This is a genomic window from uncultured Pedobacter sp., assembly GCF_913776295.1.
Lineage (GTDB): Bacteria > Bacteroidota > Bacteroidia > Sphingobacteriales > Sphingobacteriaceae > Pedobacter.
The window spans coordinates 25,561-47,887 of record NZ_CAJYOJ010000042.1 but is presented as its reverse complement, the minus strand read 5'-3'; the positions used below and the strand labels follow the sequence as shown (position 1 = coordinate 47,887).

The 22,327-nt window shown below is 39.0% G+C and carries 19 protein-coding genes; 9 read left to right on the top strand and 10 right to left on the bottom strand.

The annotated features are described in order from the left end of the window. Nucleotides 1–109: 109 nt before the first annotated feature. From QZ738_RS08090 to QZ738_RS08080, 3 genes are all read right to left on the bottom strand, one after another. Entirely contained in the window at nucleotides 110–706 is a 597-nt protein-coding gene (locus QZ738_RS08090) for a DUF4142 domain-containing protein (protein ID WP_293786420.1), read from the bottom strand. A gap of 65 nt (nucleotides 707–771) precedes the next feature. Further along, nucleotides 772–1,215, bottom strand: coding sequence for a GNAT family N-acetyltransferase (locus tag QZ738_RS08085; protein WP_293786418.1), 444 nt, complete (start codon nucleotides 1,213–1,215; stop codon nucleotides 772–774). A gap of 82 nt (nucleotides 1,216–1,297) precedes the next feature. Continuing rightward, entirely contained in the window at nucleotides 1,298–1,789 is a 492-nt protein-coding gene (locus tag QZ738_RS08080; protein ID WP_293786416.1) for a YajQ family cyclic di-GMP-binding protein, read from the bottom strand. A gap of 75 nt (nucleotides 1,790–1,864) precedes the next feature. Here QZ738_RS08080 and QZ738_RS08075 point away from each other — a divergent pair, with 75 nt between their 5' ends. From QZ738_RS08075 to QZ738_RS08065, 3 genes are all read left to right on the top strand, one after another. Continuing rightward, a complete protein-coding gene (locus QZ738_RS08075) occupies nucleotides 1,865–2,434 on the top strand; it encodes a hypothetical protein (protein ID WP_293786414.1) in 570 nt (189 codons plus the stop codon). 98 nt (nucleotides 2,435–2,532) lie between these two features. Then, the gene (ppk1, locus tag QZ738_RS08070) at nucleotides 2,533–4,593 is read left to right on the top strand and encodes a polyphosphate kinase 1 (RefSeq protein WP_293786412.1); all 2,061 of its coding nucleotides are present in this window, start codon (nucleotides 2,533–2,535) and stop codon (nucleotides 4,591–4,593) included. Then, nucleotides 4,593–5,474 carry an exopolyphosphatase gene (locus QZ738_RS08065; protein ID WP_293786410.1) on the top strand — a complete coding sequence of 294 codons (882 nt, stop codon included), beginning with the start codon at nucleotides 4,593–4,595 and terminating at the stop codon, nucleotides 5,472–5,474. The genes ppk1 and QZ738_RS08065 overlap by 1 nt, the downstream gene beginning before the upstream one ends. A gap of 85 nt (nucleotides 5,475–5,559) precedes the next feature. Here QZ738_RS08065 and QZ738_RS08060 read toward each other — a convergent pair whose 3' ends face one another. The 7 genes from QZ738_RS08060 to QZ738_RS08030 all read right to left on the bottom strand — a co-directional run bounded on the left by QZ738_RS08060 (nucleotide 5,560) and on the right by QZ738_RS08030 (nucleotide 11,979). Continuing rightward, nucleotides 5,560–6,702: an ATP-binding protein gene (locus tag QZ738_RS08060; protein WP_293786408.1), complete on the bottom strand. Its 1,143-nt coding sequence runs from the start codon at nucleotides 6,700–6,702 to the stop codon at nucleotides 5,560–5,562. 308 nt (nucleotides 6,703–7,010) lie between these two features. Next, nucleotides 7,011–7,190 carry a hypothetical protein gene (locus tag QZ738_RS08055; RefSeq protein WP_293786406.1) on the bottom strand — a complete coding sequence of 60 codons (180 nt, stop codon included), beginning with the start codon at nucleotides 7,188–7,190 and terminating at the stop codon, nucleotides 7,011–7,013. Nucleotides 7,191–7,199: 9 nt separating this feature from the next. Then, on the bottom strand, nucleotides 7,200–7,367 hold the full coding sequence (locus QZ738_RS08050) for a hypothetical protein (protein ID WP_293786404.1): 168 nt from the start codon (nucleotides 7,365–7,367) through the stop codon (nucleotides 7,200–7,202). Between the two features lie 3 nt (nucleotides 7,368–7,370). Continuing rightward, nucleotides 7,371–8,096: a 6-phosphogluconolactonase gene (pgl, locus tag QZ738_RS08045; protein ID WP_293786402.1), complete on the bottom strand. Its 726-nt coding sequence runs from the start codon at nucleotides 8,094–8,096 to the stop codon at nucleotides 7,371–7,373. Between the two features lie 64 nt (nucleotides 8,097–8,160). Next, nucleotides 8,161–9,675, bottom strand: coding sequence for a glucose-6-phosphate dehydrogenase (zwf, locus tag QZ738_RS08040; protein ID WP_293786400.1), 1,515 nt, complete (start codon nucleotides 9,673–9,675; stop codon nucleotides 8,161–8,163). A gap of 30 nt (nucleotides 9,676–9,705) precedes the next feature. Then, entirely contained in the window at nucleotides 9,706–11,121 is a 1,416-nt protein-coding gene (gene gndA, locus QZ738_RS08035) for an NADP-dependent phosphogluconate dehydrogenase (protein ID WP_293786398.1), read from the bottom strand. 99 nt (nucleotides 11,122–11,220) lie between these two features. Beyond that, nucleotides 11,221–11,979, bottom strand: a complete 759-nt coding sequence (locus QZ738_RS08030) for an ROK family protein (RefSeq protein WP_293786396.1) — start codon at nucleotides 11,977–11,979, stop codon at nucleotides 11,221–11,223. Nucleotides 11,980–12,141: 162 nt separating this feature from the next. Between QZ738_RS08030 and QZ738_RS08025 the strand changes: the two genes are divergently transcribed. The 6 genes from QZ738_RS08025 (at nucleotide 12,142) to QZ738_RS08000 (ending at nucleotide 22,264) form a co-directional block, all read left to right on the top strand. After that, nucleotides 12,142–13,371 carry a sterol desaturase family protein gene (locus QZ738_RS08025; RefSeq protein WP_293786394.1) on the top strand — a complete coding sequence of 410 codons (1,230 nt, stop codon included), beginning with the start codon at nucleotides 12,142–12,144 and terminating at the stop codon, nucleotides 13,369–13,371. Between the two features lie 64 nt (nucleotides 13,372–13,435). Continuing rightward, nucleotides 13,436–14,002 (top strand): RNA polymerase sigma factor, encoded by a 567-nt coding sequence (locus tag QZ738_RS08020; RefSeq protein ID WP_293786392.1) that lies wholly within the window; start codon nucleotides 13,436–13,438, stop codon nucleotides 14,000–14,002. A gap of 404 nt (nucleotides 14,003–14,406) precedes the next feature. Further along, a complete protein-coding gene (locus QZ738_RS08015; protein ID WP_293786390.1) occupies nucleotides 14,407–15,405 on the top strand; it encodes a FecR family protein in 999 nt (332 codons plus the stop codon). Between the two features lie 122 nt (nucleotides 15,406–15,527). Next, nucleotides 15,528–19,025, top strand: coding sequence for a SusC/RagA family TonB-linked outer membrane protein (locus tag QZ738_RS08010; protein ID WP_293786388.1), 3,498 nt, complete (start codon nucleotides 15,528–15,530; stop codon nucleotides 19,023–19,025). A gap of 10 nt (nucleotides 19,026–19,035) precedes the next feature. Next, nucleotides 19,036–20,601 (top strand): SusD/RagB family nutrient-binding outer membrane lipoprotein, encoded by a 1,566-nt coding sequence (locus tag QZ738_RS08005; protein ID WP_293786386.1) that lies wholly within the window; start codon nucleotides 19,036–19,038, stop codon nucleotides 20,599–20,601. 22 nt (nucleotides 20,602–20,623) lie between these two features. Continuing rightward, nucleotides 20,624–22,264 (top strand): DUF5689 domain-containing protein, encoded by a 1,641-nt coding sequence (locus QZ738_RS08000; RefSeq protein ID WP_293786384.1) that lies wholly within the window; start codon nucleotides 20,624–20,626, stop codon nucleotides 22,262–22,264. Nucleotides 22,265–22,327: the final 63 nt, after the last annotated feature.

Genomic DNA, 22,327 nt, shown 5'->3' with positions numbered 1-22,327 from the left:
CGTCACCTCGACCGAAGCAATGCAGAGTGGAAATTTATCTAGACAAATTTCTCGACTTCGTTGCACTTCGCTCGAAATGACGACTCATTTTTATTGAATACTAACCGATCTATTTTAAACCAGCAGCAATCTTTTTAGCCATTTCATCGTGCGATTCTATCACCTTTAAAGTATTAACGGCCCATTCTTTAATGCTTTGATCACGGTTTTCCGCACCTTGTTTAAATAATGCCACTGTTTTTTCATGATCGGTAACCATCATCTCCATATAATGTTTATCAAATGCTGAACCAGTCATTTTTTTCATTCCATCTAAATGAATCTGTTCGTCAGCTGGCAGGGCATCAGGAGTAATCACTTTTTTGTTTACGGCCAAAGCTTTTAATTCCGCATTGGCTTTAGTATGGTCAGCCAGCATTTTGGCAGCAAAATCTTTCACTTCTGCGCTTTTTGCATTCTTTGCTGCAATCCTGGCCGCTTCAACTTCCATAATACCGCCTACAGCTGCTTTTCTTAAAAAGGTAGCACCCGCTTCATCAACTCCTGATTCGGTACTCTCAGATCCAACAACGTGATTCCCGTTTACCATTGTGGTATCGCCAGACACGCTGTCTTTAGTGGTTGCCGATTTTTTGTCTGCAGTTTGGCAGGCCTGAAAGGAAAATGCCAGGGCAAAAGCAGTAGACCATAAAAATATTTTTTTCATGTTTTTTCTATGTTTTGATGTGTATGAAAAACAATAGACATGGAAAAAGGTTTTTCATATCTTATTCAGATCCCCCCGTCATATGCATTTTGAATTACAATGCCCATTTGGTTTTCTGGATCTTGAATGGGTGAAAAGCCAAATTGCTCATAAAGACCATGTGCATCCAGCGTAGCCAATTGGTAACGCCTTAAGCCTTGCAAGTCTGGGTGGAATATCATAAATGACATCAATTTCTTGGATAAGCCCAAGCCACGGTGATTTTCTTTAACATACACATCGCAAAGCCAGGCAAATGTTGCCTTATCAGTTATCCAACGTGCAAAGCCTACTTGCTCCTGATCTTTATAGATACCAAAGCAAAGTGAATTTTCTATGGATCTTTTTACGGTAGCTAAGGGGATATCTTTGGCCCAATAGGATTCAACACTTAAATAATGATGTATAGCCTCGTGGTCTAAAAGTGCTTTTTGATCAGAAAATATAAAACCGTTTTCGCTGATTTCCATAGTTGATACTGGTAGTTATTTAATCAGTTAATTATTAGATTATCCGCCACCATTAACAGATTTTAGCAGTTAGCTGATCAACCTAATTACGCATGTTGATAAATTGTAGGGGCTGATCAAAATCTTCGTTTCTGCAAAGGCTGATTACGGCCTGCAAATCGTCAATTTTCTTTGCCGTAACCCGAACCTGATCATCCATGATAGCTGGCTGAACTTTTAAACCGCTGGCTTTGATTTTTGCGACCACTTTCTTCGCAGCTTCTTTATCCAATCCTTCTTTGATACTGATTTCTTTTCTGATCATATTGCCAGAGGCCTGGTGCTCGTCGCCAAAATTTAGACTTTTCGGATCCAAATTCTGCTTCATCATCCTTGAAATGATGGAGCCTTCAATAGCTTTCAAACGCATATCATCTTCAGTAACAATGGTAATTACATTGTTTTTTTTATCAAGATCAATCGTACTTTTTGATCCGTTAAAGTCGAATCGGTTGAGGATTTCTTTTTTAGCATTGTTAACGGCATTGTCTAATGTCTGCGCATCAACTTTACTTACAATATCAAAAGAAGGCATGGTTTTAGCTTTAAAGTAAAAAAATAAGTAGATTTAAGAGAAATTAATCCATTCTCACAAAAAAACGAAAATAATATGAAAACCACTAAACCAAAGTCTCAAAAAAAAATCATAAAAAAGGAAGCTAAAAAACAACTTGAGCAGTCGATTACCGCTCAATTTTTAGACGTAATTAAAAGTTTAGGGCATGATGTATCGGAAATTAGTACGGAGGTGGGCAAAGCCAGTAAGCGGGTTGCTAAAAAACTAACAAAAAAATTTACCATTGTTAAAGCAGACGTGGGACAAAAAATTGATGGTTTGTTACACGCTTCCAAAGAAAAAGCAAACGAAGTCAAAAAACCTGTTGCCAAGGCCATCAATAAATCTGAAAAATCTGCCGAAAAGGTAGTAAAAAAGGCGGTTGAGAAAGCAAAACCAGTAGTGCAAAGTATTAAAGTTACGGCGATAGAAACAGAAGAAAAGGCAGAAAAGGTATTGGCCAAACCGGTAACAAAAACGAAAGAAGCAGTGAAAAAGGCCACCGGGACAATAAAAAAAACTGTAGGTGAAGCGCCAGAAAAAGCTGCAGAACTTGTAAAAAAAACCACTGCGAAACCTGCTCCTGCAGTTAACAAGATTGTAAAAACAAGCACTAAAAAATAAATTTGTTAACGTTAACATGTAAATGAATTAACATCGATTTAACAAATTAATATGCAGTTTTGAACATCCCTGTTTGGCAGGGATTTTTTATTTTTTAAATGAGCAATAAGAAGATTCCATTTTTTAACCGCGAAATCAGTTGGCTTTACTTTAATGAACGTGTACTGCAGGAAGCGGCAGATGAAACAGTGCCATTAATTGAAAGGATTAAATTTCTATCCATATTTTCTTCCAATTTAGAGGAGTTTTACCGTGTAAGGGTGGCTACCATAAGCCGTTTAACCAATCTGAATGATAAGGCAAAAGCACTTCTGGGGTTTAATCCAAAGAAAATTCTGAATGAGATTAAAAACATTGTTGTAAAACAGGAAAAAAAATTCGACCAGCTTTTTCAAGCTACCTTGATTAATGAACTTGCTCAAAACAGAATTTTTATTTTAAATGATACCCAGCTGAATGTAAGCAGGGGAGAGTTCGTTAAAAATCATTTCAGGGATAAAATTTTATCCAACCTGGTTCCGATCATGCTGGATATGGACAAACCCTTTCCGGAATTGAAAGACCGGTTTCTTTACTTTTTTGTTAAACTTTCGAAAAAGGAAACAAAAGTGAAGGAAAAATATGCACTTATTGAAATTCCCCCAAATTTACCCCGGTTTTTGGTACTGCCCGAAACAAACGATCTGAAGTTTATAATTCTCGCCGAAGATATTATCAGGTATTGTTTGGATGATATATTTTATGTTTTTACCTATGATAGTTTAGAGGCTTATTCGATCCAGTTAACCAGGGATGCTGAATTGGATATTGATAAAAACATCAGCGATAAGTTTATTGATGATCTAAAAAACAGCTTAGAGAAGCGCAAAAAGGGAAAACCCATGCGCCTGCTTTACGATTCGGCAATGCCGCTGAATATGCTTACCGTACTGGTTAATAAACTTAAGCTGGAAGCTGAAAGTTTAATACCTGGTAACCGTTACCATAAGTTTGGCGATTTTATTGCCTTTCCAAATGTAGGCAAGAAGGAATTGGAATATGCACCGAACGTACCACTGAAGGTTCATGGACTGCATAGAACACAAAGCATGTTTAATAAGGTTGCGCAACGGGATTATTTAGTCAATTTACCTTATCAATCTTATGACTACATCATTTTGTTTTTGCGTGAGGCTGCCATTGACCCAAAAGTTACTGAAATACAGATCACATTGTATCGGCTAGCCGAAAACTCGAAGGTAATCAATGCCCTAATCAACGCAGCTAAAAACGGTAAAACTGTTTCCGTTCTGTTAGAACTTAAGGCCCGTTTTGATGAACAGGCTAACATTTACTGGACAAGCCGATTAATGGAAGAAGGTGTTAAAGTAAACTATGGTTTAACGGATTATAAAGTACACTCTAAAATTTGCCTGGTTAAACGGATTGAAAAAGATAAACCTGTTTATTATGCAAACCTGGCCACTGGAAATTTTAACGAGAAAACCGCAGGTTTATACTGCGATCACAGCATTTTCACTACAAGGAAGGAAATTACTAACGATCTGGTTAAACTTTTTGATGCATTGAACAAGCGTACCGTAACCAGAGGCTTCAAACACCTGATCGTTTCTCCACTAGAGAGCCGTTCTAAACTGGTTAATTTTATCAACCGTGAAATCAGAAATGCCAAACAGGGTAAACTGGCTTACATTATGTTAAAAGTAAACAGTTTGGCTGATGAAGGCATTATTTCTAAACTTTATGATGCAAGCAATGCCGGGGTTAAAATTCAGCTCATTGTACGCGGAATCTGCTGTTTGGTACCAGGGGTAAAGGGCTTTAGTGAAAATATTACCGCTGTTAGTATCATCGATAAGTTTCTGGAGCATGCAAGGGTCTATATTTTTGGTAATAATGGCAAAAATGACATGTATTTATCGTCCGCTGATCTGATGAGCAGAAATTTCGAGCATCGCGTTGAAGTCGGCTTTCCTGTGCTCGACCTTGATGTAAAACAGGAGATTCAGGACATTATCGACCTGCAACTACAAGACAATACCAAATCGAGGCAGATTAATACCTCAAACAACAACAAATACCATAAAAACAGACTAAGCAGAAAGATAAGGGCGCAGGTAGATATTTATAATTATTTAAAAACCAAGCATCAATCATAATGTTGAGATACGCAGCTATAGATATCGGTTCGAATGCAGTGAGGTTACTCATTGCCGATATTAGCAAACAAGACGGAAAATATAAATATAAAAAGAATACCCTTATACGTGTGCCACTCCGATTGGGAGATGATGCATTTCTGGACCAATATATTTCAGAGAAAAAATCAGCAGATCTGGTCAAAACCATGGCTGCTTTTAAGAATTTAATGGATGTTTATCATGTTTCTGAATATTTAGCCTGTGCAACCTCGGCCATGCGCGAAGCCCGCAACGGTGAAGACATTGTAAAGCTGATTAAAAAAGAAACTGATGTTACTTTAGAAATTATTGAAGGACAGCGCGAAGCAAACATCATTTACGCCAATCATATCGAAGAAGCATTAGACGAGAATAAAACATACTTGTATATTGATGTGGGGGGAGGGAGTACAGAATTATCTGTTTTCGTAAAAGGAGCTCCTGAAGCATCAAGATCTTTCAATATCGGTACCATCAGAATGCTTGATAACCAGGATAAGGAAGAAACCTGGGAAGAGATGAAAGATTGGGTGAAAGAACATACCAAGGCCAATAAGCATTTGGCCGGCATTGGTACCGGCGGCAATATCAATAAATTGTTCCGTATGTCGGATGAGAAAGAAAATGCACCTTTATCATTACAGAAACTGAATTCGATGTATAACAAATTAACCGGTTATTCATTAAAAGAAAGGATTCATACACTGGGTTTAAACCCCGATCGTGCAGATGTAATTATCCCGGCATGCGAGATTTATTTGACCTTAATGAAATGGACCGGTATAAAACAGATTTATGTCCCTAAAGTGGGTATGGCTGACGGGATTATTAAATTACTAATAGAAGAGAAGCTAGATTAATTGGGTTGTGGTTTGTGGAGACACAAACCACCCTAAAAGTATTATTAATTTGAATCTGCCTTTTGCAAAGAAATTAATGATTTTTTTACCTAATCATAAATTCATGAGCAGGTATAATATAAATGGTTTGATTATCCCGGCTGAATGTCTCGCTTTGGTTGAAACTAATGATTTTTGCCTCTTTAAGGTTAAAAAAGGACATAGCTTCTGTCAGCCCTGCAATCTCTCTAGCCAAGTTTTCAGAATTTAACTCATAACATACTTGCAGTATCTCTTTCACTTTTCCTTTTTCCATCACAACGAAATCACATTCCTTCTTATCCTGAAAATAATAGATTTCTGAATATTTTGATCTAAGATACAGATATACCGCATTTTCTAGTCGTCTCCCATTTTCATCAGAAAAAACTATTGAATTTTCACTAAATAAACCTAAATCAATTGCATAAACTTTTTTTGGATTACGCATTTGTATTTTAAGCGAATAACTGAATTTAGGAACAAACTGCAGGATATAAGTATTTTCTAAGTAAGAGAAAAATTCGAGAATGGTTGTTGTTGATCTTATCCCAAATACTTCTTTTAGTTTATTGCCGGAAACTGGTTTTCCAATATTTGAAATAAGATATACTGCCAGCTTTTTTAAGGTAGCCACTTCTCTAACACCATACCTAATGGCAATGTCTCTATTTAATATATCATCTAAAAGCTGGTTTAATATTACTCCATTTCCAGTTTTTAGGTATTCAGGAAAACCACCATTTTGCAGGTACCGTTGCAAACTAGCAGCTGTGTTTTCTAATTTTTTGAACGCTAAAAATTCCTCGTAAGAAAAAGGAAATAATTCAGTCGATAAATGCCTTCCCGTCAACTTTGTGCCCAGCTCTTTACTTAATAGTGTTGAATTGGATCCAGTTATTACAATTTTATATTCGTCGTCAAGTAATTGTCTTACAAATAACTCCCAGTTTTCGAGTATTTGTACTTCATCAAAAAATAGTGTTTCTACTCTTCTTTTTTTTATTTCAGATAATAACCTAACAAAATCATCTGTTTCGAAACCAGCAAATCGTGTATCTTCAAAATTTATAAAAAGTGTTTTTTCTTGGTTTTTATTCAATAGCTGATACAGCAACGTACTTTTTCCACATCTTCTTACACCTGTAATTATTAAAGCAAAGTTTTCTACTAGCTTTAATTTTGGTAAATTATTTCTTTGCAGTCCCATTTTTTTATTCGAAAATGCATCATTTTGCGAATCCAGAATCGACCCAATTTGACTCTCTAATAGCATACCTATATATCTTTCAATACAAATATAAAATATTATTCATTATAAATGGAATATTTTGTTCACTGGGGATGAAAGATATTTATAGTGTTATTTATACAAATTTGATAACTTATTTTTGGTTGATGTAAATACGCCATTAAAGTCTCCATTAACAATGCTCCAAAATTAAAGAATTATTTAGCGCACTTCCGGTTCATACGATGTAGGCCAGAATTCGCGAAATATCCAGCCACAAGATGGCATCATTCCATCGCTATCCTAAAAAATGTTTTCACTTCGTTATTGATATCTTCTTCAAAGAAAATCCTCAAATGGTGGTTAAATTGATTAGTTCCCGGAACCTGTACAATTTTAGTGAAACAAAGGTTGTACTCATATGGTTGATCGAAAGGAATAACCACGTGTACAAAATTTTTACCCAACTGCGTAATTTACGCGAAGGGCGTTTTAGATTCTATGGCAATCATAGATTTGGTGGTACGAAGTTTAATTTCGCCGATTTCGGCCAGCTGGTCAATAAAAAAACGGAATAATCCAAGGGTATATTCCGTTTTTCCTGTTAAAAAGTCTGATAGATGTTTTTCTTCAGACAATGTCATCCCTTAGTCTTCAAGTAACTTCGTCGCAGCCTCGTCAGTAAACCAGGTTAGTTTACCGTCAATCGGATCAATTAACTGGGAAGGATATAGATCAGGATTTTTTTCGGCATCACCAATTACATGTTTCAATGCTTCTGCTTTATTTTCCCCGAATACCAAGAAAGCAACATTATCGGCCTGGTTAATTAATGGTGCAGTAAAACTGATCCGATAAGTATCTAGTTTTTGCACGTAAACCGCTGCTACATTCACTTCTTCATCCTTTACTAAGGTAGTATGCGGAAAAATTGAAGCGGTATGCGCATCATCGCCCATGCCGAGCAGGACTAAATCGAAAATAATGTCTTCGCCATTAAAATGCTGGTCAATTGCTTTTTTATATTCAATAGCTGCTTTTTCTGGTGCCAGGGTTGTATCTACATAAAAAATATGATCTTCTTTAATACCCAACGGATCTAGAATAGTTTTTTTGGCCATTAGTCCGTTGTAGTTATCATCGTTGGCGGGAACGTTGCGCTCATCGCCAAAAAAGAAATACACTTTTTCCCAGTCAATCCTATGCTTCCCTTCGGTAGCCAAAAAATGATAAAGTGCTTTAGGAGAACTACCACCCGTAAGTACGAAATTAAAGCGATCGTTTTCTTCGATAGACATTTCTGCAATTTTAATTACATAATCAGCCAGATCCTGGTTTAGTTCTTCTAATGTTTTATAGATAAGTAGATTCATTTTATTTTGGTTAATAGTTGATGGTTCATGGCTATAAACTATTGAGCCATGAACCATCACATAATTATTCCTTATTCTTCAATGGCAGGTTGAACCAGTGGAAACCATCTCTTGCGATAAGGGCCTCAGCTTCTTCTGGTCCCCAGCTATCAGCAGGGTAATTCGGGAAGTTGATCGATTTTTTACTTTCCCAGGTATTTAAAATCGGCATTACCAATTCCCAGGCAGCCTCTACCTGATCGCCGCGCATAAACAGCGTTTGATCGCCCATCATGGCATCCAGCAATAAGGTTTCGTAAGCTTCTGGTGTATCACCTTCATAAGTGCCTTTATAATCAAATACCATATCAACCGGGTTCAAAACCATATCTAATCCAGGTCTTTTCGCCTGTACCTGCATACGGATACTCATTTCCGGCTGAATGCTGATTACCAGCCTGTTCTGCTGCCAGTTTTCGGTTACACCTGATGAGAAAATCTGATGTGGAACATCTCTGAACTGAATGGTAATTAACGATGAGGTTTGGTTCAGGCGCTTTCCTGTTCTTAAATAGAAAGGAATACCTTGCCATCTCCAGTTGTCAATATGGAATTTAACTGCCGCGAAAGTTTCGGTATTCGAATGAGGATCAACACCTTTTTCCTGGCGGTATCCCGGAACTTCCTTGCCTTCAACCCAGCCTTTGCTATATTGGCCACGGACCGTATGAAAACGGATATCCTCTGCAGAAAAAGGGCGCATTGCTCTCAAAACCTCTACTTTACGGTTCCTGATTTCATCTGCATCAAAATTAATTGGGGCTTCCATACCAACCAGGCAAAGCAATTGCAAAAGGTGGTTTTGGATCATATCCCTCAAAGCACCAGATCCCTCATAATAACCGCCACGATCGCCCACGCCTAATTGTTCGGTTACCGAAATCTGAACGTGATCGATATATGAGCGGTTCCATAACGGCTCAAACAAGGCATTGGCAAAACGGAAAGCCATCATATTCTGCACGGTTTCTTTACCCAGGTAGTGATCAATCCGGTAGATCTGCTTTTCGGTGAAAATGGTGCTTAGCAATGCATTTAACTCTTTTGCCGATTCTAAATCGTGGCCAAAAGGTTTCTCGATAACGATACGGCTATTGTCTTCATCCTGTGTCAATTTATATTTCTGCAAGCACTCCGCAATAATAGGGAAGAAGTTAGGCGCAACTGCCAGGTAAAAAATAACCTGTGTGCCTGTACCAAACTCTTTTTGATATTTTTCTACCGCAGCTTTCAAATTTTCGAAAGTTTTCGGCTGTGCAAAGTCGGTAGGGCAGTAATGGATGGTATTGGCAAAATCATCCCACTTATCCTTTTTAACTTTTCCGGTTCGGGAGAATTCATTCACAGCTTCTTCCAAAGCCGTTTTGTAACTATCATCGGTAAATTCAGTTCTTCCTGTGCCAATAATGGCAAACTGATCGGGCATGTAGCCCTCCATAAACAGGTTATACAGGGCCGGTGCTAATTTTCTTTTATTTAAATCGCCTGTTCCACCAAATATGACAAAAATGGTCGGGTTTAATGCGGTTTTGGTTTTCATTTTATGATTTATGTTCTTAAGTCTGATTATTTAGGATAATTTGTTCCAATCGGCATGAAACACACCTTCTTTATCAATACGCTCAAAGGTATGGGCACCAAAGAAATCTCTTTGCGCCTGGATTAGGTTTGAAGGCATGCGGCCTGTGGTAATCGTATCAAAATAGGTTAGCGTTGAAGCAAAAGCAGGTATACCTAAACCGGCATTAATACTGGCACTGATTGTTTTACGGGTGCCGGATAAAGTACCTTTAATAATGTTTTGAATACCGTTATCACCAAATAAATGCTCAAGAGCATTATTTTTGTCATAAGCCTGATAAATATCTTCCAGGAATCTAGCCCTGATGATACAGCCGCCACGCCAGATTTTGGCAATTTCCTGCAACTGTAAATCGTATTGATATTCTTTTGATGCCTGAACCAGTAAATGCATCCCTTGTGCATAAGCACTGATCATCGAGAAATAAAATGCATCTTCCAGCTCCTCAACGGTAACCGCAATTTTAGTATCTTTTTTACCGAATGCTTCTTCTAAAGAAACCCTAAGGGCTTTAAATTTAGATAAATCTCGGTTAGAAACTGCTTCGTTAATGGTTGGTACAGGTAACTGAAGTTCCATTGAAACCTCTGAAGTCCATTTTCCGGTACCTTTTGAACGTGCTTCATCTTTAATCTGATCTAAAAGATCATTTTGTGTATCGGTATCTTTAAACAGGAAGATTTCGGCCGTAATTTCCAATAAGAATGATTGCAACCTGCCTTCATTCCATTTTTTGAATACTTTATAAATTTCTTCGTTTGAATAACCTAATCCGTTTTTAAGGATGCCATATACTTCGGCAATAAGTTCCATAATGGCATATTCAATACCATTGTGTACCATTTTAACAAAGTGGCCGGAAGCGCCCGGACCAATGTAAGTTACACAAGGGTCGGTTCCAACTTTTGCAGCTACAGCATCAAAAACATCTTTAACTACATTATAAGCTTGTTTATCGCCGCCTGGCATCATGCTCGGACCAAAACGTGCACCTTCTTCGCCACCAGAAATACCCATTCCGAAGAAGTGCAGGCCATCTCGTTCCAGCTCATCCACACGGCGGTTGGTATCGGTAAAATGCGAGTTTCCACTATCGATGATGATATCACCTTTACTTAAAAGTGGTTTCAATTCGGCAATAACGCTATCTACAATCGGGCCTGCAGGTACCAGCAAAATCAGCGTACGCGGAGTTTGTAAGCTTGAAATAAAGCTTTCTATATCATCAAATCCTTCCAGCTGATGTGCCTTGCCTTCTTCTTCAAGCTTAGCGATCATTTTGGTGTCTTTATCGTAACCGGTAACCGAGAAGCCTTTATCAGCCATATTTAATAAAAGGTTTCGGCCCATGGTACCTAAACCGATCATGCCCAATTTATATTTTTTCGAATCGTTATTTGCCATTTTTTATTTTTTTGAGTGCACCCAAAAATAGGGTTTACAAATTAATATTGCAGATTTTGTTGTTAAAAGATTGTAATAAACAATGAATTCAGAATTGTGCTATTTTTTTGGCGATACAGTAAAAATATTGTACTTATCGGCAAGTTTCCAGAGTTTCGCCCCACCTTTAATGCCATCTCTGTTGGTTACGATTTTAATATTGCTTTCTAATTTAAAATCTATGTGTTTAGAATTGCCACCACCAATGTATAAAGCGTCATAGTTGAAAACCGTTTTATAAACTTCGATGATCTTTTTTAAACGTTTATTCCAGCGTTCAGCACCAATTTTCTCAAAGGCCTTATTCCCGATATAATCGTCATAATCTTCTTCTTTATTTATGGGAAAATGCGCCAGTTCTAAATGCGGCAGTAATTCGCCATCAAACAGTAGTGCGGTTCCAAAGCCTGTTCCTACCGTAAAAACAATTTCAAAACCTTTGCCATCAACCACGCCTAAGCCCTGTTGATCGGCATCGTTTACCAAGCGTACGGGATGCCCCAGTACATTGGCCACACGTTGTGCCAGATCAACATCTTCCCATTTGTTTTTCGCCAGATTAGGTGCAGTTTTAACGATGCCGTTTTTAACATACCCTGGAAAACCAATCGAAATGCGGTTGAACGTTTGTGGGAAAGGTTTAACCAGTTCTACTATTCCGTTAACAATATCTTTAGGTGTAGCTTCAGGCGGAGTTTTGCTTTTAACATATTCATTAAGCATGTTACCGTTTTCATCCAAAAGAACTGTTTTTATACTTGTACCACCAATATCAATCGATAATATATTGTTGTTTTCAACTTTTTTCTCTGTAGCCATAACGCTTTATTTATAATTTCGAAGTTCTACAAATAAATTAAAATGGCAAATATTAAATGAAGATTGATTTTGTTAGTTAAAATAATATAAACTATAAAATCTATATATTTAGTAGAATATATTTAAGTTTGTTCTGTTAATTTAAAAAAGATATAAACGGTTATGACGGTAAACTACCTTGCATTTGCTATTCCAGCATTTTTTATTTTTGTGTTTATTGAATTTAAGATTGCCCAGCACCAAAAGAAGGCTAAAATTTTTAAATATGAGAGTACCGTTGCAAATTTTAGCGTGGGTATTGCCGAAAGGTTATTAAATTTATTCATCGCGGCAAGTTTTTATCAGGTGTATAATTGGATTTATTCCAACTATGCCATTTTCGACATTTCTACCAAATGGTATGTATGGATTTTGCTATTGCTTGCTACCGATTTTGTTTGGTACTGGTATCACAGGCTAGGGCATGAGATTAATTTTTTATGGGCTGCGCACATTGTCCACCATCAAAGTGAAGAATTTAATTTATCGGCAGCAGCCAGGATTACCACCATCCAGGCCATCTTCCGAAATGTATTCTGGTGCGTATTACCCTTATTGGGTTTTCATCCTAATATGATCATCACTATACTGTTGGCCCACGGAGCTTATTCATTTTTTACGCACACGCAATTAGCTGGTAAGTTGGGCTGGTTGGAAAATATATTGATTACGCCTTCTTTACATGGCGTTCACCATGCATCGGATGATAAATACCTGGATAAAAACTATGGCGACGTTTTTGTTTTTTGGGATAAACTTTTCGGTACTTTCCAAAAAGAAGAAGAAGCGCCGAAATATGGCTTAACCCACCCGATCAAAAGTTACAGTTTCCTTTGGCAGCATTTTCATTATTATCTGGAAATAGGCGAAGCCTACAGGCGCGCAAATGGATTCAGGGCCAAATGGAATGCTATCTTTGGCAGCCCAGCCTTGATGGATCAAAATATCAGGCCTGCTTTGGAAGAGCGCTATTTTCAGCAAAGAAGACAAGATCAATCCAACCCCAAATTTAAAACTTATTTAAATATCCAGTTAATTGTGGTAGTTGCCATGCTTACAGGTACTACCATGCTCTACGGATCATTAACCTCAATACATAAAATAGCCATAGCAATTTTTATTTTGGTTACGCTGATTAACATTGGTGCGTTATTGGAGCAGCGCAAGTGGATTTATTACCTGGAATGTTTCAGATTGATATTGGTATTCGGTTATCTTTTCTACAGTTTTGACATTATCGAATTTTTAATATTACCGGTTGTAGGATTGATCATTCTAGAGCGTAATTTTTCTCTGAACAGCTTGTATAAAAAACACTTTTTCAGCTGCCAATCCAACACAATTAATACATAGGTAACCTAAAATATAAGTTTGCTTAATATTAGCGTAACGTTGTCTGGCTACTTTTGCTGGCAAGATGAAGGATGTATACTTAAGCAAAAGTGACGAAGATTTAATGTCTCTGATGATCAATCAGGACAGCCTTGCATTAGAAACGCTTTTCAACAGGTATTATCCTGCCTTATGCAAATTTATCACTATCTATATTAAAGATCACAATAGGGCTGAAGAGCTTGTTGCTGATCTTTTTATGAAGCTCTGGGACAAAAGAAATGAACTGCAGATCAGGTCAATCAAAAAGTACCTGTTTACCGCGGCTAAAAATCTAGCCTTTAATGAAGTTCAACGGGTAAAATTCCATATTTTAAGTATTAATGATCGTGAAGATTCGCTAGATTATCCGGATAGCTATCTAAATCCGCACGAACAGCTTGCCAGCAGGGAATCTTATTCCGAAATTATGGAGTTGATTAAACGGTTACCAGACCGGCAGCGGGAGGTGCTTTTAATGAGCCGCATCGATATGCTCGAGAAAAGCATTATTGCAGATTTACTAGGTATCTCGATCAGAACTGTAGAAACCTTACTTTATCAGGCCGTTAAAAATTTTCGATCGCTCGCTACCGACCGTTCGGCTATTTAAATCTATTTTTTCGTACCACACTTAAGATGATCCTAATCGTTTTCAAAAGATCATTCATCGAAATATTACTTTCATCAGCTTTAAGCAGCAGATACAGTTTTCCGTAATGGCCTTCCATTAAGCTTATGGTACGGTTTCAGATGAAGAATCGAAAGCTCTTCCCGGCAACAAGGTTTATTAAACTTAGGCAGGTGCTCTCAGCAATATCCGGGCATAAAGATCTGTAAAAAGCCCCTTTATTCACAAACACTCATATTTTCCTGATTAATCATTCTTTCAGGCATTATTTGATTTGAGACCGCGTGTAACTCTTTATACTTAACGATTTCTTAACAATAACTTGATGTTTTTCGCTACGTATAAGTATCGGTTAATCTGTCTTACGTTCAGAACCGCATTACTAAATGGACGAACGTTACTACAGATTAATAGAACACTACAGCAAGAAAACCATCGGAACTGACGATTTAAATGAGTTACTAATCTGGGTGGAAAGCAACCGCGAACACCAGCAGGTTTTCAGAAAAACCTTACAGGCTTTTGAAGCAGCGGATTATTCTTTGAACAACCCTGTAAATCAGCAAAAAAGCTGGTCGGCCGTCCAACAGCATATCAAAAATAGTGCTGAACAACCGGCAACAGTCAGAAAAACTAACTACCGCATCTATCTTACAATAGCAGCCGCAATTGTGGTGATTGCTTTATTGCCAATCATTTATTTTAATAATTTCCATCCAAAAAAAATGGAAGCTGTTGCTTACCATGAAATTTATAATCCCAGGGGGCAGAAAAGACTGGTGACCTTGCCCGACGGTTCTAACGTATATTTAAATGGCGATACAAAAATCCGGTACGCGTTAAATTTTAACACAGGTAAACGCATCGTTTACTTAGCAGGCGAAGCATTTTTCGATGTTCAACACCGCAGCAGACAACCTTTTATTGTTTATACAGGAAACGTAAGTACTACGGTTTTAGGTACGTCATTTAATATTAATGCCTATCTGTACTCAAAAAACATCAGCGTTACCGTGCAAACGGGTAAAGTAGGGGTAGTATTTAAAAACCAGGGAAAAATGCCTAATGTACAGTTCCTCGTACCAAATCAGCAAATCAGCATCAATAAGAATGATGGACAGTTTACCCGAAAAGAGGTAAACGCAGTCGATTTTGAAAGCTGGAGGGAATATAAAATCTTTTTTTACGATAAACCCCTGAGCGAGATCGCCGAGGTGATTGCCCGTGAATATGATCTTGATGTTGAAATTAAAAAGGAAACCTTAAAAGGGATAAAACTTACCGCAAAATTTGATAAATGCTCAGTAAAGCAGATCATGGACGTCATTGCCAGGCTTTCTGATTCAAAATATGAAATCTATGAAAATAAAGTAATCATTTATTAACGGCAAACCAAAAAATAGATATGATATAAAATTACTTAACCGAAAAATGGCTCGAAATGCTGGACACATTTCAAGCCCTGAAAACTGTATACTCATTTGACAAAGTAAAACTTAGTAAAGATATGAAAATTAATACCAGGTGGATTAAAATCTTCCATCAGTATCCCTCAAAAATTATGGTAATCATAGCCATAACGATGTTGAATCTGCTCTCTTTCTCTCTATATACCCATGCACAAAGCGATAAAAAAATTTTATTCGAAGCGGATGGCATGACATTAAAAAAAGCTTTTGAAACATTAGAAAAGCTGAGCGGCAATCATATTGCCTACAATAATAATCAGCTCAATGATCAGAAAAAAGTGTATGTTTCCAGGGGAACAAGATCTGTTTTTGAAATTTTGGATCTGCTTTTAAGAGGTATGCCTTTTACCTATAAAGCCAGTGGTACGGGTAATATCCTGATTACCGCAAAAAACACCAGTATAGGTCGGGTTAGCGGGAGGGTTGTGGATGAAAACAATGAACCCATTCCGGCCGCCACCGTTAAAATTATTGAACTGAATATCGTTGGACAAACCAACAACAACGGTGAATATAATCTAAATGCAGCCGAAGGCATTTATACTATTGAAGCGAGATTTATTTCTTACGAAATTGCCAGAAATCAACAGGTAAAAGTTAACAATGGGACAACCACGCGTGTTAATTTTAAAATGGTACAGGCAGATAACTCATTAAACGAGGTGGTAGTTACTGCTTTAGGTATCAAAAGGCAAGAGAAAGCATTAGGTTACGCGGTGACTAAAATTGATAGCAACCAGTTAACTGAAGCTGTTTCTACCAATTGGACCGATGCACTTTCGGGCAAGGTTGCCGGTTTAAACCTGATCAGATCGAACAGTGGTCCCGCGGGTTCAAATAAGATCATATTAAGAGGCGAGAATAACCTGACAGGCGATAACGAAGCTTTGATTGTTTTGGATGGAGTGGTGATCAATAATTCGGGTGGCAGACGTACAGCCAACAGTTCTGACGGCGTATATGGCACAGGCAGTGATAATATGCCGGCTGATTACGGAAGTTCAATTAACGACATCAACGCGGAGGATATTGAAAGTGTAACTGTATTAAAAGGACCAGGAGCTGCCGCCCTTTACGGACAGCGAGGGGCAAACGGCGCGATCATTATCACCACCAAGTCAGGCAGTTCAAAACATAAAAAAGTTAACATCCGATTTACTTCCAACGGATCTTTTGAAAAAGTTAACCGTTGGCCGGATATGCAGTATGAGTATGGTCAGGGATTAGATGGTGCAGCCTATTATTCTTACGGTGCTAGTGCCGATGGATCGAGTACAAGCGGAACCAGTTCTGCCTACGGCCCTCGGTTTGATGGCCAAATGTTTTTCCAATACGATCCGGTTACGCAAACTGCAGGTAAAACCAGAACGCCTTGGGTACCTTACAAAAACCAGATCAGGGATTTCTTCAGCACTGGTGATAATTTAACCAACTCCCTGAGCCTAGATGGCCGGTATAAAAATACCACGGCCCGCTTTTCGGTTACCAACCAGAATAATACCTGGATCGTACCCAACACTGGTATCGAACGTACTACACTTACCTTATCAACCAATACAGATGTAACCTCTAAGTTAAAAATTGCCACTAAAATCAACTACGGCAATCGGTTTAGCGATAACCTTCCGGGCGCAGGTTATGGTAATCAATCGTTAATGTACTGGTTTATTTTCTGGCAGCCGAATGCAAGTTTAGATTGGATCAAAAATTATTGGGCGATTGGCAAAGAAAATTTATCAATTAAATACCCTTTCAGTTCGTTCCCGGAGAATCCTTATGCCGTGGTTAATGAATTTATTAACCGAACAGGGCGTAATAATGTTACTGCAAATATTCAGGCCAGCTATCAGTTCACAAAAGAATTAAGTTTATTATTAAGATCCAGTATCGATTATTCAAATGAGAAACGTGCACAAGATCGTCCTTACGATGCGGGTAGCCGTTTACCTAAAGGTTCAACCCGGCAGCAGCACATCAATGCGCAAGAAACTAACATCGATTTCTTGTTAAGGTATGATAAAAAAATCAATAAAAACTTTGGCATCAATGCTACTTTTGGTGGAAGTGAGTTACGAAATAAATATAATAAATCGGATCTACGTGCCGACGGTTTGATTGTACCAAATATCTATGAGTTAACGAACAATCTGTACCCATTAATTTCTATTCCAGATACCAGCCGATACAGGATTAATAGTTTTTATGGGGTTTTATCTACCAACTACAAAAACTACTGGTATGTGGAGCTTACCGGACGTAAAGACTGGAGCAGTGTATTAGCTACTGCTACCAGAACAGACAATGTTGGTTTTTTCTACCCGGCAATTAGCACCAGTTTTGTGCTTTCAGAATTCTTCAAACTGCCCAAAGCAATCAGTTTTGCTAAATTACGGGCTTCAGTTTCACAGGTTGGCAGCGGCGGTACCACACCTTACCGTACAGCCTATACTTATTCTCTGGCATCAAACGGTACTTATCCCGACAGCGCGCTTGTAAACCCAACCATTTTACCAAACGAAAACTTAAAACCACTTAAAACCACCACTTACGAGGTAGGTACTGAAGTAAGTTTATTTAAAGGAAGGTTAGGATTTGATGTGGCTGTTTACGCAGGCAATACCAAAAACCAGATTTTAACCCGGATAGTTGACCGCTCAACAGGATATAACCAGGCATTGATTAATGCCGGGCAGGTAAACAACTCGGGAGTAGAGGTGGCCTTAAACGGAACACCAATCGTTACAAAAAGTGGTTTTAAATGGACGATGAATGCCACATTTGCATCGAATACCAACATCATCAAAGCATTATCGGATAGTTCTATCATTTTACGTACCGGTCCGGTTGCAGGTGGCCAGATTGTGGCCAAAGTGGGTGGCAGCATGGGCGATTTATATGGCAGGGGATATGTACGCGATCCACAGGGCAATGTAGTTTATGATGCTACCACAGGATTTGCCAAAATCACCAATGATGTCGTATACCTCGGCAATACCATGCCTAAATACAAATTCAGTATTGGAAGTACATTTGCTTACCGTAATATCAGTTTAAACGTGCTGTTTGATGCGCAGGTAGGCGCCGTTGCACATTCTTTATTAAACTACAAAATGGTGGAGCAGGGTAAATTAACCAGTACACTTCCTGGTAGATATAATGGTATTGTGGGTAATGGTGTGGTCCAGCTGGCAAATGGCTCTTATGTTCCGAATACCACAGTTGCTTATGATATTGACGAATATTATCGCTCGCACGCGGGAACAGATAATGCGGAGGGCAGCACTTTCAGTACCGATTTTATTAAATTTAGGGAAGCTTCTTTAAATTATAGGTTTAATCCACGTTTTCTTAAAAGGATTGGCCTCTCTGCTGCAACCTTCGGGGTTTATGGCCGAAATCTTTTCATCTGGTCGCCGTGGCCGATGTTCGATCCGGAATTTGGAACGCTTAGCGGCTCTGATATCGTTACGGGTTTTGAGATCGGTCAATTCCCATCAACCAGAACTTTTGGTTTCAATTTATCAATTGGCATATAATCTTTTAAACATGAAAAAGAATCTATATAAAATTATCGCAGCTGTACTGGTGTCTGCTACCACACTTTCATCATGCGATAAAAATTTTCAGCAAGTCAATACGGATCCAATCAATATCCTGTCAACCACACCTGATAAATTATTGGCACCGGCCCTGGTTAATACCCTTACCAGCGGCATGATCCGTAACCGCAACTTCAATAACGAATTGATGCAGGTAACGGTTAGCATCAGCGATGGTGATGGAACAGTGTTTAGGTACGAATACAGAAGTACCTTTTCTGATTATTTATGGAATGCCTGGTATGTTCAGTTGACCAACTTTAAAGATATCTACAAACTAGCAAGTAAACCAGGTATGGAAAATAAATCATACCAGGGCATTTCTTTGGTTTGCCAATCATGGGTTTATTCCATGTTATCAGACACTTATGGCGATATCCCGTATTTTCAATCCAACCAGGGCAGTACAGGTGTTTTAGAACCCAAATTTGATAAACAAAAGGATATTTATCTGGATATGTTCAAGAAACTGGAAGAAGCCAACACTTTGCTAAGCTCAGGCGTGGCGATAAGCCCATCAAGCGACCCGGTATTTAAAGGCAACATAGCAAAATGGCGTAAGTTCTGTAACTCGTTGTACTTAAGGTTGCTGCTTAGGGTATCTGGAAAATCAGAAGTTTCTGCACTGGCAATTGCCAAGATCAAAGAAATTATCGATACCAATCCGGGCAATTATCCGGTTATGGCAAACAACAGCGAATCGGCAACTTTACCATGGACCGGCTTAACCGGAACCGATCCCTATGTTAATCCTTATGTCAATGGGATAAGGGTACAGGATTTCCGATCGCCGGCGATTGGAAGCTTTTTTATCGAGCACTTAAGAGATTGGGCAGATCCACGTATCGATGCCAATTCGCCAAATGGCGATGGTGGCGCCAACCGGTTAGGAATTGCACAAGGGCTACAGGGCTATTCAGGGGTGCCAAGCGGTTACGCCGTTGGTGCCGGAGTGGTTAAACAGGCTTACTTTTATTCCTACGATCAAGCCTTAGGAAGCAGTACTTATGGAGCCAGGTCGTTACAACAATCGTCTAAAACAGGTATCCTGATGAACTACGCTGAACTTCAATTTATTCTGGCAGAGGCAGCAGTAAAAGGATGGATCCAAGGCTCGGCGGCCAGTTATTACAATGCTGGTATTGCGAATGCGATTAATTATTGGGTACCGGCATTTTCCACTTCAACTACATCTTCAGCTTTTACCAAATATGTTACCGATGCCGATATCGATTGGGACAATACACAATCTACAGAAGGCAAAATGGAACAGATCCACCTGCAGAAATATTTCGCACTGTTTCTTGTCGATATGCAACAGTGGTTCGAATATCGCCGTACCGGTCATCCGGTTTTACCAAAAGGTCCAGGTTTGAGAAATGGCGGTATCATGCCTGCACGGATGACCTATCCGGTTTACGTACAGTCTGCAAATCCAACCAATTACCAACTGGCAGTGGCAGAACAGGGGCCCGACGCCATCAACACAAACGTGTGGTGGCAAAAACCGTAACCAATCATTAAAAATGAACAAAATGAAAAAAATAATATTTTATAGCTTAACTTTTCTCTCGCTGGCCTTAACATGGTCAGCATGTAAGAAATCAAATTATCCTGGCGGTGTTATAGGTGATTATGTACCGCTGTATGATTTAAGGAATCTCTATAAAGGTTCGGATGTTACGCTTACCAGCGAGAACATGTTTGGTTCAAGCAGCATCACTGGTGTGGTTATATCTGATCATTCCGGTAAAAACCTGCCTGCCGGACTGCTTATTATACAGGATAGGCGGCGTTTAGGTTTAATCAGGGGTATCTCCATTCAAATCGGCGCCGATGCCTCGAAGTACGTTCCGGGCGATTCTGTTGGGATAAAAGTTGAAGGTGCCGTATTAAAAAGAGTAGATGGAATTTTGCAGGTTACCGGTGTTCCAGCCAATGCTGTTACTAAGATTGCATCCAATGTACCCATTCCACCTAACCGGGTAGGCAGTAGTTTTATCCTGGCTAAACCTAACGATTATGAGAGTACGCTGGTGGCAATTGTAAAAGCCGGATTTGAGCCCGGCGCCGGCCCGAATGATACTTATGCAGGTGATAAAACCATTAATGATGGCTTTGATAATTTTACCCTGCACACAGAAGCAACTGCCACTTTCGCCAACACGGGCGGACTTAATTTCAACGGAAATTATTATGGTATCATCTTTAATACCGTTACTGCAAACGGCACATTGAAGCCGCATCATAGAATGCGTACTATTAAAGATGCAGTTGCCTTAAGTTCTACACCAGATATCGCTTCGGCCATTATTACGGGTTACATGGCTGATGCAGAAGGCGGAGACGGGAACTATGAATACATGCAATTTATGGCCACCAGGGATATCGATTTTTCAGTAACTCCTTTCTGCGTAGTAGTTACAAACAACGCGGGTGCATCCTCACCAACAGGCGTGTTCCCGATAAAAGGTTGGGCAACAGGTGCTGATGCCTTAAAAAACCCTGCCGGGTTAGTAGCCAGAACGTATAAATTTGATTTAACTTCTGGCAAAGCCGCTAAAGGCACGTTCTTTTATGTAGGTGGATCATCTAAAATGATCAATGGATCGAAATCAAAATCAATCGCATCAGCCAATTGGATCAGGGCTAAAAATTACACCCTGGCCACCCCCGCCGAAGCGCCGGCTGGTAATGGCGATGGTTTTGGCCTGTATACTTCGGGCTTATTTGCCAATTCTGGAAATGCATCAGGATTTGCCATTTTTGAAGGCACTACGGTTAATGTGAATACAGCACCAATCGATGTGATTTTTATAGGTGGTGGTGGCAGTTTGTACAATGCGCCTTCAGTGGGCTACAAAATCGCCAATACCGACTTTTACGATAAGATCAATCCAATTACACTCGCTCCCCAGCCATATTACAAAAGTGGAGAGAATACGCTGTGCTTCAATTATCAGCTGCCTGCCGATCAAGGTTTTTGGAATAAACTTGGCGGCATCTATAACCCTTCACTGGGCAAATGGGTAAAAGCCAGAAGCCAATCAGATATCGATCTTAACACCTCGTCAACGCTGGAAGATATAGAAGGAACATCTCTGGTGAGAATTTTAAATGCTGTAACCGGAGAATATATCCGAACAGATACCATTCCACCAACCCGGTTAAAATAAATTATACCACCCCAAAGAATATGATAAATTTTCTTTGGGGTTTGGACCTCATCAACACATTAA

Coding starts and splice junctions, on each gene's coding strand:
- zwf (WP_293786400.1), bottom strand. CDS start 9,675: ATGAAAACCAAAACCGCATTAAACCCGACCATTTTTGTCATATTTGGT.
- gndA (WP_293786398.1), bottom strand. CDS start 11,121: ATGGCAAATAACGATTCGAAAAAATATAAATTGGGCATGATCGGTTTA.
- QZ738_RS08030 (WP_293786396.1), bottom strand. CDS start 11,979: ATGGCTACAGAGAAAAAAGTTGAAAACAACAATATATTATCGATTGAT.
- QZ738_RS08015 (WP_293786390.1), top strand. CDS start 14,407: ATGGACGAACGTTACTACAGATTAATAGAACACTACAGCAAGAAAACC.
- QZ738_RS08060 (WP_293786408.1), bottom strand. CDS start 6,702: ATGGGACTGCAAAGAAATAATTTACCAAAATTAAAGCTAGTAGAAAAC.
- QZ738_RS08080 (WP_293786416.1), bottom strand. CDS start 1,789: ATGCCTTCTTTTGATATTGTAAGTAAAGTTGATGCGCAGACATTAGAC.
- QZ738_RS08090 (WP_293786420.1), bottom strand. CDS start 706: ATGAAAAAAATATTTTTATGGTCTACTGCTTTTGCCCTGGCATTTTCC.
- QZ738_RS08085 (WP_293786418.1), bottom strand. CDS start 1,215: ATGGAAATCAGCGAAAACGGTTTTATATTTTCTGATCAAAAAGCACTT.
- QZ738_RS08075 (WP_293786414.1), top strand. CDS start 1,865: ATGAAAACCACTAAACCAAAGTCTCAAAAAAAAATCATAAAAAAGGAA.
- QZ738_RS08010 (WP_293786388.1), top strand. CDS start 15,528: ATGAAAATTAATACCAGGTGGATTAAAATCTTCCATCAGTATCCCTCA.
- QZ738_RS08025 (WP_293786394.1), top strand. CDS start 12,142: ATGACGGTAAACTACCTTGCATTTGCTATTCCAGCATTTTTTATTTTT.
- QZ738_RS08065 (WP_293786410.1), top strand. CDS start 4,593: ATGTTGAGATACGCAGCTATAGATATCGGTTCGAATGCAGTGAGGTTA.
- QZ738_RS08050 (WP_293786404.1), bottom strand. CDS start 7,367: ATGACATTGTCTGAAGAAAAACATCTATCAGACTTTTTAACAGGAAAA.
- ppk1 (WP_293786412.1), top strand. CDS start 2,533: ATGAGCAATAAGAAGATTCCATTTTTTAACCGCGAAATCAGTTGGCTT.
- QZ738_RS08000 (WP_293786384.1), top strand. CDS start 20,624: ATGAAAAAAATAATATTTTATAGCTTAACTTTTCTCTCGCTGGCCTTA.
- QZ738_RS08020 (WP_293786392.1), top strand. CDS start 13,436: ATGAAGGATGTATACTTAAGCAAAAGTGACGAAGATTTAATGTCTCTG.
- QZ738_RS08005 (WP_293786386.1), top strand. CDS start 19,036: ATGAAAAAGAATCTATATAAAATTATCGCAGCTGTACTGGTGTCTGCT.
- pgl (WP_293786402.1), bottom strand. CDS start 8,096: ATGAATCTACTTATCTATAAAACATTAGAAGAACTAAACCAGGATCTG.